The organism is Pimelobacter simplex (assembly GCF_900114845.1).
In the GTDB taxonomy this organism is placed as follows: domain Bacteria; phylum Actinomycetota; class Actinomycetes; order Propionibacteriales; family Nocardioidaceae; genus Nocardioides; species Nocardioides simplex.
The window spans coordinates 1249610-1263049 of record NZ_FOUK01000001.1; the positions used below are offsets into that span (position 1 = coordinate 1249610).

The 13440-nt window shown below is 72.3% G+C and carries 12 protein-coding genes; 10 read left to right on the forward strand and 2 right to left on the reverse strand.

What is annotated here, in order from left to right; all coding sequences use genetic code 11:
* The first annotated feature begins 33 nt into the window (after positions 1 to 33).
* The 4 genes from tig to BM223_RS06100 all read left to right on the forward strand — a co-directional run bounded on the left by tig (position 34) and on the right by BM223_RS06100 (position 3718).
* Positions 34 to 1413, forward strand: a complete 1380-nt coding sequence (gene tig / locus BM223_RS06085; protein WP_038680816.1) for a trigger factor — start codon at positions 34 to 36, stop codon at positions 1411 to 1413.
* Positions 1414 to 1653: 240 nt separating this feature from the next.
* Positions 1654 to 2832 carry a lipase family alpha/beta hydrolase gene (locus BM223_RS06090; RefSeq protein WP_052138917.1) on the forward strand — a complete coding sequence of 393 codons (1179 nt, stop codon included), beginning with the start codon at positions 1654 to 1656 and terminating at the stop codon, positions 2830 to 2832.
* Between the two features lie 47 nt (positions 2833 to 2879).
* Entirely contained in the window at positions 2880 to 3212 is a 333-nt protein-coding gene (locus tag BM223_RS06095; protein WP_038680814.1) for a hypothetical protein, read from the forward strand.
* Between the two features lie 26 nt (positions 3213 to 3238).
* Positions 3239 to 3718, forward strand: a complete 480-nt coding sequence (locus BM223_RS06100; protein ID WP_038680811.1) for an SRPBCC family protein — start codon at positions 3239 to 3241, stop codon at positions 3716 to 3718.
* Here the strand turns inward: BM223_RS06100 and BM223_RS06105 are convergent.
* Positions 3696 to 4589, reverse strand: a complete 894-nt coding sequence (locus tag BM223_RS06105; protein ID WP_141267328.1) for a CPBP family intramembrane glutamic endopeptidase — start codon at positions 4587 to 4589, stop codon at positions 3696 to 3698. The two genes, BM223_RS06100 and BM223_RS06105, sit on opposite strands and share 23 nt — an antisense overlap.
* A gap of 131 nt (positions 4590 to 4720) precedes the next feature.
* On the opposite strand from BM223_RS06105, the gene BM223_RS06110 reads away from it, so the two are divergent.
* The 6 genes from BM223_RS06110 to BM223_RS06135 all read left to right on the forward strand — a co-directional run bounded on the left by BM223_RS06110 (position 4721) and on the right by BM223_RS06135 (position 10782).
* Entirely contained in the window at positions 4721 to 5851 is a 1131-nt protein-coding gene (locus BM223_RS06110) for a sensor histidine kinase (RefSeq protein ID WP_052138915.1), read from the forward strand.
* A gap of 11 nt (positions 5852 to 5862) precedes the next feature.
* Positions 5863 to 6480, forward strand: coding sequence for a response regulator (locus BM223_RS06115; RefSeq protein WP_235318977.1), 618 nt, complete (start codon positions 5863 to 5865; stop codon positions 6478 to 6480).
* 119 nt (positions 6481 to 6599) lie between these two features.
* Positions 6600 to 7205 carry an ATP-dependent Clp protease proteolytic subunit gene (locus tag BM223_RS06120; protein ID WP_038680808.1) on the forward strand — a complete coding sequence of 202 codons (606 nt, stop codon included), beginning with the start codon at positions 6600 to 6602 and terminating at the stop codon, positions 7203 to 7205.
* A 2-nt stretch (positions 7206 to 7207) separates the two neighbouring features.
* Complete coding sequence (locus BM223_RS06125; RefSeq protein WP_038680806.1) at positions 7208 to 7813, forward strand: ATP-dependent Clp protease proteolytic subunit; 606 nt, start codon at positions 7208 to 7210, stop codon at positions 7811 to 7813.
* 114 nt (positions 7814 to 7927) lie between these two features.
* The gene (gene clpX, locus BM223_RS06130) at positions 7928 to 9208 is read left to right on the forward strand and encodes an ATP-dependent Clp protease ATP-binding subunit ClpX (RefSeq protein WP_038680804.1); all 1281 of its coding nucleotides are present in this window, start codon (positions 7928 to 7930) and stop codon (positions 9206 to 9208) included.
* Between the two features lie 11 nt (positions 9209 to 9219).
* Positions 9220 to 10782: a glycosyltransferase family 61 protein gene (locus BM223_RS06135; RefSeq protein WP_038680802.1), complete on the forward strand. Its 1563-nt coding sequence runs from the start codon at positions 9220 to 9222 to the stop codon at positions 10780 to 10782.
* Between the two features lies 1 nt (position 10783).
* Here BM223_RS06135 and valS read toward each other — a convergent pair whose 3' ends face one another.
* A complete protein-coding gene (valS, locus tag BM223_RS06140; RefSeq protein WP_038680800.1) occupies positions 10784 to 13408 on the reverse strand; it encodes a valine--tRNA ligase in 2625 nt (874 codons plus the stop codon).
* Positions 13409 to 13440 lie beyond the last annotated feature (32 nt).

Consider the following 13440-nt stretch of genomic DNA (forward strand, 5'->3'; position numbering starts at 1 on the left):
GTGCACCAAACCCAGACCAGTAGGAGAACACCTGTGAAGAGCGCCGTCGAGACCTTGAGCCCGACCCGGGCCAAGCTGACCGTCGAGGTGCCCTTCGAGGAGCTCAAGCCGAGCCTCGACGCGGCGTACCAGAAGATCGCGAAGCAGATCAACGTCCCCGGCTTCCGCCGCGGCAAGGTCCCGCCGCAGGTGATCGACCGCCAGGTCGGCCGCGGCGTCGTCCTCGACGAGGCCGTCAACGACGTGCTCCCGAAGGCGTACGTCGAGGCGCTGGAGGAGAACAACCTGACCCCGCTGGCGCAGCCGGAGATCGAGGTCACCAAGTTCGAGGACAACGACGCGCTCGAGTTCACCGCCGAGGTCGACGTCAAGCCCGAGATCGACCTCCCCGCCTACGACGGCCTCGAGGCCTCCGTCGACGACCTCGCGGTCAGCGACGACGACGTGGCCGAGCAGGTCGACGCCCTCCGCGAGCGCTTCGGCACCCTCAGCGACGTCGAGCGCCCGGCCCAGGACGGCGACTTCGTCGTCATCGACCTCGTCGCGACCCAGGACGGCGAGACCGTCGAGGGCGCCGAGATCTCCGGCTTCTCCTACAAGGTCGGCAACGGCGGCATGATCGACGGCCTCGACGAGGCCCTGGTCGGCGTCGCCGCCGGCGAGGAGAAGACCTTCACCACCCAGCTCGTCAGCGGCGACCTGGTGGGCCAGGACGTCGAGGTGGCCGTCAAGGTCACCCAGGTCCAGGAGCAGGAGCTCCCCGAGCTCGACGACGACTTCGCCCAGGAGGCGTCCGAGTTCGACTCCCTCGACGAGCTGCGTGACGACGTCCGCGAGCGCCTCACCCGCGGCAAGCGCCTCGAGCAGGCCGCGGCCGCCCGGGACGCCGTCCTCGAGGCCCTCCTCGAGAAGGTCGAGATCCCGCTCCCCGAGTCGATGGTCACCGAGGAGCTCAACGCTCGTCGCGCCAACCTCGAGCAGCAGCTGCAGTACGCCGGCATGACCCTCGAGAAGTACCTCGAGGACGAGAAGCAGACCCAGGAGGAGTTCGAGGCCGACCTCGAGCGCCGGGTCCGCGACGCCGTCGCCGCGCAGTTCATCCTCGACGAGATCGCCGACAAGGAAGAGATCGGCGTCGACCAGGGCGAGCTCACCCAGCACATGATCCGCCGCGCCCAGCAGTCCGGTCAGGACCCGCAGGAGTTCGTGAACCACATGTTCGAGCACAACCACGTGCCCGACCTGGTCCAGGAGATCCGCCGCGGCAAGGCGCTGCAGATCCTCGTCGAGGGCGCCACCGTCAAGGACGCCGCCGGCAACGAGGTCGAGCTCAAGAACCTCCAGGCCGACGGCACCATCGGCGCGCCGGAGGCCGAGGGCGACACCGAGGCCGAGGCCGACACCGAGGCCTGATCCTCCCCGCACCCCGCCGCGGCCCCCGACTCGTCGAGTCGGGGGCCGCGGCCGTCCCCGCACCCGCGCGTCGGCGTCACGGCGCTCTTGTAACTACGTGTTCAGTGCACTACCAGGGGTGTCGACCGCCCGGGTAGTGCACCGAACACCCGGGTAGTGGTCTGAACACTTAGTTACAAGAGCCGAGCGGGCTCCGCCGAGTGGTCCGCCCGTGAGTGAACACCTGTACACTCACTGCCCATGAAGCAGGACGCCACCGTCGTCGACGCGCTCGCGCTGGCCACCGCCGTCGTCGACGAGCTGATCGTCACGACCGCCCGTGACACCCATGCCGCCGTCTCGCGCCGCGCCCATGGCGTCGTACGGCGGGGGATGGGTCCGGCCGGCGTGCCGGCCGAGGCGCTCCACCGCGGCATCGCCGCCCTCGTCTACGGCGCCGTGGGGGTGTCGGTGCGTGGTGCTGGCGCAGGTCTGGCCCGGCTCGCTGAGACGGGCGCCGGGCCCGGGCTCGAGGCCGGGCCCCGCGGCCGCTTCGTCAGTGCTGCCGTCAACGGCCTCATCGGCGAGGAGCTGCGCAGAGAGCGGCCCCGGTTGGCGATCGAGATGGGCGTGCGCAGCGGCGGCCGCGACGTCCCCCTCACGCCCGACGGCGTCGCCGCGGCCTTCCCGGCGGCGACCGGGCGGCTCGTCATCTTCATGCACGGGCTGTGCGAGAACGAGGACTACTGGCGCCGGCACCGCGACCGGCTCGGCACGACGTACGGCGAGAGCCTGGTCGCGGGCGGTTGGACTCCCGTGTACGTCCGCGCCAACACCGGCCTCGGCGTCCGCGAGAACGGCGTCGCGCTCGCCGCGCTCCTCCAGCGCCTGGTCGAGGCCTGGCCCGGCCGCGTCGAGCGGATCGCGCTCGTGGGCCACTCCATGGGCGGCCTCGTGATCCGGACCGCGACCGCCGTCCAGGCCCAGGCCGGACCGGGGCACGGCGCCTGGACCGACCTCGTCACCGACATCGTCACCCTCGGCACCCCTCACCTCGGCGCGCCCCTGGCCCGCACCGCCGACCGCGGCACCCGGCTGCTCGCCCGGCTGCCCGAGTCGGCCGGGATCGGGACGATCATCGACCGCCGCTCGCTCGGCATCCGCGACCTCGAGCTCGGCGTCGCGGCCGACGTACCGGTCCTGCCGCGGGCGCGCTACCGTCTGGTGTCCGCGACGCTGTCGGCCTCGCCCCGGCACCCGGTCGCCCACGTCCTGGGCGACCTGCTGGTCACGCCGTACTCGGCGGCGGGGCGCGACCGCCGGGGCACCGATCTCTTCCCTGGCGCCGAGGTCCTCCACGTCGGGCGCACCGACCACTTCGGCCTGCTCAACCACCCCGACGTGCACACCGCCCTCGCCTGCTGGCTCGACGCCGGCTGAGCACGTCTACTCACGCGCCCGGGGACGGCGGCCGCCAGACTGCTCGGGTGACCACGACCCCCACCTCGACCGCGGCGCCCGCGCCCCTCGGCACCCGGATCACCGCCTGGATCGCCATCGTCCTCGGCGTCGCCGAGACCGGCCTCGCCGTGTGGGCGTGGGTCGAGACCGCGAACTACTCCGGTGAGTCCTCGACCGCGGCAGTGGGCTTCGTCGTGGCGCTGCTCGTCGGCATCCCCGGCGGTTGCGCGCTGGTGCTCGGCGTGATCGGGCTCGCGGTCGCCCGGCGCGTGGCCGGCCTGCCCCTGGCCATCCTCGGGGTGACCATCGCGGCCGGTCCCGTCGTGCTGTGGCTGTCGGCGTGGTTGCCCTGGCTCTGAGGCCCGGAACTTGCCACCATGGCGCCATGACGACGACGAAGGCCGCGCGCGAGCTGCGGGCCGAGACCGTGATCGACGCGCCCGCCGCCCACGTCTGGGCGCTGCTGACCGACTTCGGCCAGCTCTCCGACTGGAGTCCCGAGACGGTCCGGATGATCCCGCTCAAGCGCGGCGGCCTGCGGGTCGGTCAGTGGTACCTCGGGATCAACCGGCGCAAGGCGGTCGTCTGGCCGACCCGGTCCGTCGTCGCGGACGTCGTACCGGAGCGCCGGCTGGTCTGGGACACCCCGTCCAGCGGGGCGCAGTGGGTGTGGGAGCTGACGCCCGACGCCGGGGACGCGGGGCGCACGCAGGTGGTGCACCGGCGTCCGGTGCCCGGCGCGCTGAGCCTGGGCAGCCGGATCGTGGCGCCGCTGCTCCTCGGAGGCAACGAGGCGCACGCCGACGAGCTCGAGGAGGGCATGGCGACGACGGTCGCCGGGCTCAAGGCAGCCGCTGAGCGCTGACGTACGACGGCGCGTCCGCCCAGTCGCGGACCAGCCACGTGAAGAGGCCCGTCACGGTGAGCGAGGCGGCCAGGCCGCCGGGGGTGCCCTCGGTGGCGGCGAGGTCGACCAGGCCGAGCCCGCCGAAGGCGAAGATCAGGGCGTTCGTGGCGACGTGCAGCCCGATCGCGGCCTCCAGGCCGCCCGTGCGCCAGACCAGCCAGCCGGCGGCGAGGCCGAAGGCGGTGACGTCGATCAGCCCGAGGACGTCGTAGTCGTGACCGAGGGTGAACAGCGCGACGGGGAGCACGATCGCGAACGCCGGGTGCCGCAGCCAGGCACCGACGGTCTGCATGAGGACGCCGCGGAAGAAGTACTCCTCGGCTGCTGCCTGGAGCGGTACGACGAGCACGGCCAGTGCGAGGAACGGCAGGGTCCGGTCGGTGACGGCGGCGTCGCTCCAGCCGTCCTCGACCGTGAGCATCACGAGCATCGCGGAGAGCATGAGCACCAGCGCCGCGCCCAGGCAGCGCGCCAGCAGCGGCCAGCGGAGCCGGCCGGTGACCGACGACAGCGTGCCGGGCGAGCGGCGGCCGGCGAGGCGGACCGCCAGCAGGGCGGCCGGCAGCATCAGCGCGACCGCGAGCAGCAGGTAGGTGGCGGCGAGCGGGTCGGACGGGTCGCCGTCCCCGAGGACGTCGTCGATGCGGCCCTGCAGGTCCGGGACCGCCTCGCCGAGGAGCACCAGCGGCCCGGCCAGCAGGATCGCCCCGGCGACGAAGAGGACGACGCCGAGGGCCAGCACCACGATCGGCCGCCACCACCGCGGCCGGTCGGCGCGCAGCGCCAGCCGGTGGTACGGAAGCGGGTCGGGGGGCGCGCAGGACGTCATGGCACCACCCTGGTGTCCCGGGGCGCACGTGCACATCGGACGGAGGTGCGGGACGACCCCGTCGAAGGTCGGGTCCCGGTTCATCCCTTCGGCTGATCCGTGGGCTCGCGCGCTCGCCTAGGCTCCCCTCCATGTTCGCGCTGGTCGCCCGCCGCCGCAGCCGGGTCGCCGTCGTCGTGACGTGCACCGTGCTGGGGGCGCTGGCCGCGATGGTCACGATCGGCGAGGCGGTGGGCCGCCCGAGCCCGCCGCGCGACGACCTGGTCGCGCTGTGGCTGCTGGCCGAGGCGGCAGCCGTGGTGATCTCGGTGCCGCTGCTCCTGCGCCTCCTCGGCCGCGGCTCGGTGCCGGCCGGACTGGTCCTCGCCGCCCTGGCGCCGCTGAGCGCCGCGACCCCGGCGGCGGTGGTGGCGCTCGTGCTGCTGGTCTCCCTGCGCGTGCGGCGGACGACGACGTGGGCGGTCACCGCGTTCGTCGTGCCGACCGCGCTCGCCGTCGTCGTGCTGGAGCCGGACCAGGCGCTCGGGCTGCTCGCGGTCCTGGCCGTCGTCGCTGTGGTCCTGGTCCTCGCCGGCACGGTGGTGGGCGGCCGGCGCGCCCTGCGCGAGCAGGAACGACGGGAGCGGGCGGTCGTCGTCGAGCGCGCGCGGACCGAGGAGCGCGCCCGGATCGCCGGCGAGATGCACGACAGCCTCAGCCACCACCTCAGCCTCATCGCGCTGCACGCCGGAGCGCTCGGCCGGCGCGCGGACCTCCCACCCGAGACCGTCCGCTCGAGCAGCCGGCTGGTCGCGGACCTGTCCCGGACCGCGCATGCCGAGCTGCGCGACGTCCTGGGGGTCCTGCACCAGGGGCCGCAGGCGTCCGAGCCGCCGCCGGGAGCGGAGCGCCTGCCCCATCTCGTCGAGCAGCACCGGTCGGCCGGGGCCGTGGTCCACGCCGACCTCGATCCCGCCGTGCCCGAGCGGGTGGGGGAGAGCACCTCGCGGCTGCTGCACCGGGTCGTGCGCGAGCTGCTCGCCAACGCCGCACGGCACGCGCCGGGCGCGCCGGTCGACCTCGTCGTCGCGGGGCGCGGGGACGGGAACGGGGTGGACGTCGTCTGCCGCAACCCCGTGGCGGGCTCCGCCCGGGGGAGCGCCCCGGCCGCGACCGGGACGGGCCTCGCCGGCGTCGCCGAGCGGGTCCGCCTGGCCGGCGGCACCGCGCGAGCCGGTGCGGCCGACGGGCAGTTCGTCGTCGAGGTGGCGGTCCCGTGGTGAGGGTCCTCGTCGTGGACGACGAGCCGCTGGTCCGGGCCGGCCTGCGCCTGGTCCTCGACCCGGCCCGCGGGATCGAGATCGTCGGCGAGGCCGGGGACGGCGTCGCCGCCGTCCGCGCGGCGCGGGAGCTCGACCCGGACGTCGTCCTCATGGACGTCCGGATGCCCGGGGGTGACGGCATCGCGGCGGTCACCGGCATCCGCGCGGCCGGGCTCGGCTGCCGCATCCTGATGCTGACCGCCTTCGACACCGACGAGTTCGTCCTCGGTGCGCTGCGCGCGGGCGCGGACGGCTTCCTGCTCAAGGCCGAGGACCCCGAGCTCATCGAGCGCGCCGTGCTGGGGGCCGGCGAGGGCGCGGCGACGGTCTCGGCGCCCGTGCTGCGCCGCCTCGTGGGGCTGGCCGCGCCGCGCACCGCCCCGGCCGGCCCGCCCGCCGGGGTCAGCGACCGCGAGTGGGACGTCGCCCGGCTGGTCGCCGAGGGCCGCTCGAACGCCGACATCTCCGTCGGTCTCCACCTCAGCCTGGCCACCGTGAAGACGCACCTCGGCAGCCTGTTCGCCAAGCTCGGCCTGGACAACCGGGTCCAGCTGGCGATCCTCGTCCTCGAACGGGAGCCGCGTCCCTGACCGTGCCCGGGAATCCGCTGTCGGCGAACAGGGCGGGTTATCGCGTGGTTCTGTCTCCCGGTCCGGCTAGTGTCACCCGCGTGACTCAGATTTCCGCCGGCCCCGAGGGTGGGCCGCAGATGAACGGTGGAGCCGGTCTCAACCTGCTCGACGACAACATCTACAGCCGACTGCTGCGTGAGCGGATCGTCTTCCTCGGTTCCGAGGTTCGCGACCAGAACGCCAACGCGATCTGCGCCCAGCTGCTGTTGCTGTCGGCCGAGGACCCCGAGGCGGACATCTTCCTCCACATCAACAGCCCCGGTGGCTCCGTCGACGCCGGCATGGCGATCTACGACACCATGAACTACATCCCCAACGACGTCGCGACCGTGGGCATGGGCCTGGCGGCCTCGATGGGGCAGTTCCTGCTCTGCGCGGGTGCCAAGGGCAAGCGCTACGCGCTCCCGCACGCGCGGATCATGATGCACCAGCCGTCGTCCGGCATGGGCGGCTCGGCCTCCGACATCAAGATCCAGGCGCAGCAGTCGCTGCACATCAAGAAGGTCCTCCTGGACCTGATCGCCGAGCACACCGGCCAGACGGTCGAGCAGGTCACCGAGGACGCCGACCGCGACCGCTGGTTCACCGCCAACGAGGCGCTCGAGTACGGCCTGGTCGACAAGGTCGTCAAGAGTGCCAAGGAAGCCGTCGACGAGGGTCGTCCGGCCCACAAGAAGGACTGAGCATGAACTACTACATCCCGCAGTGGGAAGAGCGCACGTCATACGGCTTCCGCCGGATCGACCCCTACGCCAAGCTGTTCGAGGACCGCATCATCTACCTCGGCTCGCCGATCTCCGACGACGTCGCCAACGCCGTCATCGCCCAGCTGCTGTGCCTGCAGTCGATGAACCCCGACCAGGACATCAGCATCTACATCAACAGCCCCGGTGGCTCGTTCACCGCGCTGACCGCGATCTACGACACGATCCAGTTCATCAAGCCCGACGTGCAGACCGTGTGCATCGGCCAGGCGGCCTCGGCGGCGGCGATCCTGCTCGCAGCCGGCGCCAAGGGCAAGCGGCTCGCGCTGCCCAACAGCCGGATCCTGATCCACCAGCCCTACACCGAGGGCACCTTCGGCCAGACCTCCGACATCGAGATCCAGGCCAACGAGATCCTGCGCATGCGCGAGCTGCTCGAGAAGATGATCAGCGACCACTCGGGCAAGTCGATCGACGAGGTCAGCCGCGACATCGAGCGCGACAAGATCCTCACCGCGCAGGGAGCGATCGACTACGGCCTGATCGACTCCGTGCTCGAGTCCCTCAAGACCCCCGCCCTCGTCTGAGACGCAGGCCCGACCTAACGAACCCGATGACCTCCTCGACGTGCTCCTCGTGTCCCGCCCCCTCCGGGGCGCCACAGGGAGTACCGTCGGGGAGTTCACATGTGAGGAGGACCCGTGGCACGCATCGGTGACGGTGGCGACCTGCTGAAGTGCTCGTTCTGCGGCAAGAGCCAGAAGCAGGTCAAGAAGCTCATCGCTGGTCCGGGTGTCTACATCTGCGACGAGTGCATCGATCTCTGCAACGAGATCATCGAGGAGGAGCTCGCCGAGGGCTCCGAGGTCGAGCTCGCCGACCTGCCCAAGCCCAAGGAGATCTTCGAGTTCCTGAACTCCTACGTCATCGGGCAGGAGCAGGCGAAGAAGTCCCTCGCGGTCGCGGTCTACAACCACTACAAGCGGGTGCAGGCCGGCGTCCAGCCGATCTCGGGCAAGCACAGCAAGGACGAGGTGGTCGAGGTCGCCAAGTCCAACATCCTCGTCATCGGCCCCACCGGCTGCGGCAAGACCTACCTCGCCCAGACCCTGGCCCGGATGCTCAACGTCCCGTTCGCGATCGCCGACGCCACGGCGCTGACCGAGGCCGGCTACGTCGGCGAGGACGTCGAGAACATCCTCCTCAAGCTGATCCAGGCCGCTGACTACGACGTCAAGAAGGCCGAGACCGGCATCATCTACATCGACGAGATCGACAAGGTGGCCCGCAAGGCCGAGAACCCGTCGATCACGCGCGACGTCTCCGGCGAGGGCGTGCAGCAGGCGCTGCTGAAGATCATCGAGGGCACCACCGCCTCGGTGCCGCCGCAGGGCGGCCGCAAGCACCCGCACCAGGAGTTCATCCAGATCGACACGACGAACATCCTGTTCGTCGTCGGCGGTGCCTTCGCCGGCCTGGAGCACATCATCGAGCAGCGCGTCGGCAAGAAGTCCCTGGGCTTCACCGCCGAGCCGCGCGGCGAGGCCGAGCGGGCCGCCGACGACCTGCTCGCCCAGGTGCGCCCCGAGGACCTCACCAAGTTCGGCCTGATCCCCGAGTTCATCGGCCGGCTCCCCCTGATCGCGAGCGTCAGCCCGCTCGACCAGGACGCGCTCATCCAGATCCTCACCGAGCCCCGCAACGCCCTGGTCAAGCAGTACAAGAAGCTCTTCGACCTCGACGGCGTCGAGCTCGAGTTCTCCGACGGCGCCGTCGCCGCGATCGCCGACAAGGCGCTCGAGCGCGGCACCGGCGCCCGGGGCCTGCGCGCGATCATCGAGGAGGTCCTCCTCCACGTGATGTACGACGTGCCGAGCCGTGGTGACGTCGAGAAGGTCGTGGTGACCGAGGAGGTCGTGCTCGACGACGTGGCGCCCACGCTGGTGCTGCGCGAGTCGAAGCCGAAGAAGAAGTCCGCCTAGGCCCTTCGGCCGTGCTGGGACGGCGTCGGCGCGAGCGCCGGCTGCTCGACCGCGAGGTGCGTCGCCACCTCGCCGACGTCGGCGGCCGCTCGGTCGTCGTCGACGGCTCCCAGCCGGCCGACGAGCTCTTCCTCGACCTCGCCACCGGGGCGCCCTGCGGCGTCCTCGTGGTCGACGTCGCGGCACGGGAGTGGCCCGGGCTCCTGGCCCGGCTGCTCTGGCACGTGCGGCCGGGCGGCGCGCTCGTCTTCCGGGGTGGCGAGGGACGCACCGCCGACCCGCTGGTGCAGCGGCTGCGCACCCTCGACGCGATCCGCGCGGGGGAGCGCGCACCCCGGGCGACCCGCCGCAAGGGCGACGACGTCCGGGCGCTGGCCGCGGCGATCGGCGGCTGGCGCGAGGCCGGGCCGCACCTCGTGGTGACGAGCACGGTCCGGGCGCTGGCCAAGCTCCGCGAGGAGCAGACCGACCGGCTCCTCGCAGCGGGCCGGCTGCGCGGGCAGGTGCTGGCGAGCGTGCCGGGCGCGACGTTCACGGCCCGGTGCTCGGTGGCCCAGACCGACTCCGCGGTGCGGCACGCCGAGGTCCGCGAGATCACCGCGCCGGCGATGGCCCTGCGTGCCTACGACGACGTCGTGTGCGCGCCGCGCCAGGTCGTCGTCCACGACGACGTGCTGCTCCCCGACACCTTCCGCCGCTCGCACCGCCACCGGCTGCGCAGCACGGCGCTGGTCGACCTCGCGCCGGACTTCGCCTCGGTGCGCGCCGCCCTCGACGACCCCGCGCCGCTCGCCGGCACGTGGGTCCACCTCGACTCGGAGTACCCCGGTCACTTCGGTCACCTGCTCACCGAGCAGCTCTCCCGGATGTGGGCCTGGCCGCGGATCCTCGAGGAGGAGCCGCGGCCCCGGGTGCTGCTGAGCACCCGGACGCCCCGCACGGCGCTGCACGCGTTCGAGCGCGACGTCCTCGGCGCGTTCGGTGTGGCCGAGGACGACGTCGTGATCATCGACCGGCCGGTCCGCGTCGAGCGGCTGCTGTCGGCGACGCCGATGCTGGCCCAGCCGGGCTGGGTCCACCCCGGCATCGCCGACGCCTGGCGCCCTACCGGGGCCGCGCTCGCTGCCGGGGCGGCCGAGCGCGAGTGGCCGCGGAGGATCTTCTGCGCGCGGCGCGGCGACAAGCGGGCCTGCCGCAATGCGGCCGAGGTCGAGGCGCTGTTCGCCGACGAGGGCTTCGCCGTCGTCCACCCCGAGGAGCTCGCGCTCGCCGAGCAGGCGGCGCTGTTCCGGGCCGCCGACGTGGTCGCCGGGTACGCCGGCGCGGCGATGTTCAACCTGTGCTGGACCGACGCGCCCAAGGACGTCGTGCTGCTCGTCCCGGAGTCCTACACGGCCGAGAACGAGTACCTCATGGCCGCCGTCCAGGGGCACCGGCTGAGCATCGTGTGGTGCCCCTCGGACGTCGCGCTGCCCGAGGTGGGGTTCTCGGCCGAGGCCTACCAGGCGTCGTACACCGCCGACCTGGCGAAGGACGGCGCCTGGCTCCGCTCCCGGCTGCGCGGGCTCGGCTGACTCAGCTCTCGGGCTGCTCGGCGATCTCGGCGGTGACCTTGAGCTCGGTCGCGTCGGCGTCGACCGTGAAGACCAGCTCGCCGGTGATCTTGCCCGCCGCCACGAGGTCGGCGGCCGCCGACTCGGTGGCCTTGACCGCCTTCTCGGGGCCGGTGATCTCGACACGCGCGAGCGGCGTCTTCATGTTGACCTTGGCCTGCGACTTGGCGCCGCGGATGCCGGCCAGGGCGGCCGCGACGGAGTCGATCACGGCGCCGTCGGAGGCGGCGGCCGAGCCGAGCTCGGTGGTGGCCGGCCAGGAGGCGCGGTGCACGGAGCCCTCCTGCCACCACGACCAGACCTCCTCGGTCACGTAGGGGAGGAAGGGGGCGAGCAGGCGGAGCTGGACCTGGAGCGCGAACGCCAGGGTGGCCCGGGCCGAGACGGAGGCGTCGCCGTCGTCGGCGTAGGCGCGCTCCTTGACGAGCTCGAGGTAGTCGTCGCAGAACTCCCAGAAGAACTTCTCGGTGACCTCGAGCGCGGTCGTGTAGTCGTAGGCCTCGAACGCCTCGGTGGCCCGGCTGACGACGCCGGCCAGGCGGCCGAGCAGCGCGGTGTCGACCGGCTGGCTGACGGCGGCGGCGCTGAAGGTGGTCGCGCCGACGCTGCCGAGGACGAACTTCGAGGCGTTGAGGACCTTCATGGCCAGCCGGCGGCCGACCTTCATCTGGGTCTCGTCGAAGGGGGAGTCGAGGCCGGGGCGGGCGATCGCGGCGCGCCAGCGGACGGCGTCGGCGCCGTACTTGTCGAGGATCTCGTTGGGGACCACGACATTGCCCTTGGACTTGGACATCTTCTTGCGGTCGGGGTCGACGATGAAGCCGGAGATCATCGCGTGCGACCACGGCGTCGCGCCGTTCTCGAAGTGGGCACGCACCACGCGGCTGAACAGCCAGGTGCGGATGATGTCGTGGGCGTGGGTCGCCAGGTCCATCGGGAACACCCGCGACCACAGGTCGGGGTCGGACTCCCAGCCGCCCGCGATGTGCGGGGTCAGGGACGACGTCGCCCAGGTGTCCATGACGTCGGGGTCGCCGATGAAGCCGCCCGGCGCGCCGCGCTGCTCCTCGGTGTAGCCGGCCGGGGCCTGCGTCGACGGGTCGATGGGCAGCTCGGCCTCGCTGGGCAGCAGCAGCCGCGAGTAGTCGGGCTCGCCCTCGGCGTCGAGGGGGTACCAGACCGGGAAGGGGATGCCGAAGAAGCGCTGCCGCGAGACGAGCCAGTCGCCGTTGAGGCCGCCGACCCAGTTGTCGAAGCGGTGCTTCATGTGGGGCGGCAGCCAGTCGATCTCGGCGCCGCGGGCCAGCATCTGCTCGCGGATGCCCGCGTCGCGCCCGCCGTTGCGGATGTACCACTGGCGGGTGGAGACGATCTCGAGCGGCTTGTCGCCCTTCTCGTAGAAGTTCGCCATCCGCTGGGTCGGCTTCGGGTCGCCGTCGAGGTCGCCGGTCTCCTTGAGCTTGGCGACGACCGCCTCGCGCGCGGAGTGGACGGTCTTGCCCTTGAGGTCCTCGTACGCGGCCGACGCGGTCTCGCTCGCGAGCCACTCGGGGGTCTCGCGGGTGAACCGGCCGTCGCGGCCGATCACGGTGCGCACCGGCAGCTGGAGCTCACGCCACCACTGGACGTCGGTGAGGTCGCCGAAGGTGCAGCACATCGCGATGCCGGCGCCCTTGTCCTTCTCGGCGGCCGGGTGGGCCAGGACCGGGATCTCGACACCGAAGACGGGCGAGGTGACCGTCGTGCCGAAGAGGTCGGCGTAGCGCTCGTCGTCGGGGTGCGCGATGAGCGCGACGACCGACGGGATCAGCTCGGGACGCGTCGTCTCGATGTGCACCGGCGAGCCGTCGGGCTTGTGGAAGGCGACGCGGTGGTAGGCGCCGGCGTAGTCACGGGCCTCGAGCTCGGCCTGGGCGACCGCCGTCTGGAAGGTGACGTCCCAGAGGGTCGGCGCCTCCTGGAGGTAGGCCTCACCGCGGCTGAGGTTGCGCAGGAACGCGCGCTGGCTGACGGTCTGGGCGTTCTTGCCGATCGTCGTGTACGTCGTGTTCCAGTCGACGCTGAGGCCGAGCGTGCGCCAGAGGTCCTCGAAGACCTTCTCGTCCTGCTCGACGAGCTGCTCGCACAGGGCGATGAAGTTGGGGCGGCTGATCGGGACCTGCCGCTTCGGGTCCGGCTTCTCGGGCGGGGTGAAGTCGGCGTCGTAGGGCAGCGACGGGTCGCAGCGCACGCCGTAGTAGTTCTGCACCCGGCGCTCGGTCGGGAGCCCGTTGTCGTCCCAGCCCATCGGGTAGAAGACGGACTTGCCCTGCATCCGCTGGAAGCGGGCGACCAGGTCGGTGTGCGTGTAGGAGAAGACGTGCCCGACGTGCAGGCTGCCGCTCACGGTGGGCGGCGGGGTGTCGATCGAGTAGACGTTCTCGCGCGGCTGGGTGCGGTCGAAGCCGTAGGTGTCGTCGGCCTTCCACCGCTCGGCCCACTTCTGCTCCAGGCCCTCCAGCGCCGGCTTGTCCGGTACGACGACCGCGGGCGTGCCCTCCGGGTCGGTCGCGTCCGGTGCCTGGGTGCTGCTGTCGAGCTCGGTCATGGACCAAATCCTAGGGCGACACGCTGTCCGGG

Bases quoted from the DNA above. Each gene is read 5' to 3' on its own strand.
- BM223_RS06125 (WP_038680806.1), top strand. From the start codon at position 7,208: ATGAACTACTACATCCCGCAGTGGGAAGAGCGCACGTCATACGGCTTC.
- BM223_RS06120 (WP_038680808.1), top strand. From the start codon at position 6,600: ATGAACGGTGGAGCCGGTCTCAACCTGCTCGACGACAACATCTACAGC.
- BM223_RS06110 (WP_052138915.1), top strand. From the start codon at position 4,721: ATGTTCGCGCTGGTCGCCCGCCGCCGCAGCCGGGTCGCCGTCGTCGTG.
- BM223_RS06100 (WP_038680811.1), top strand. From the start codon at position 3,239: ATGACGACGACGAAGGCCGCGCGCGAGCTGCGGGCCGAGACCGTGATC.
- BM223_RS06105 (WP_141267328.1), bottom strand. From the start codon at position 4,589: ATGACGTCCTGCGCGCCCCCCGACCCGCTTCCGTACCACCGGCTGGCG.
- valS (WP_038680800.1), bottom strand. From the start codon at position 13,408: ATGACCGAGCTCGACAGCAGCACCCAGGCACCGGACGCGACCGACCCG.
- BM223_RS06090 (WP_052138917.1), top strand. From the start codon at position 1,654: ATGAAGCAGGACGCCACCGTCGTCGACGCGCTCGCGCTGGCCACCGCC.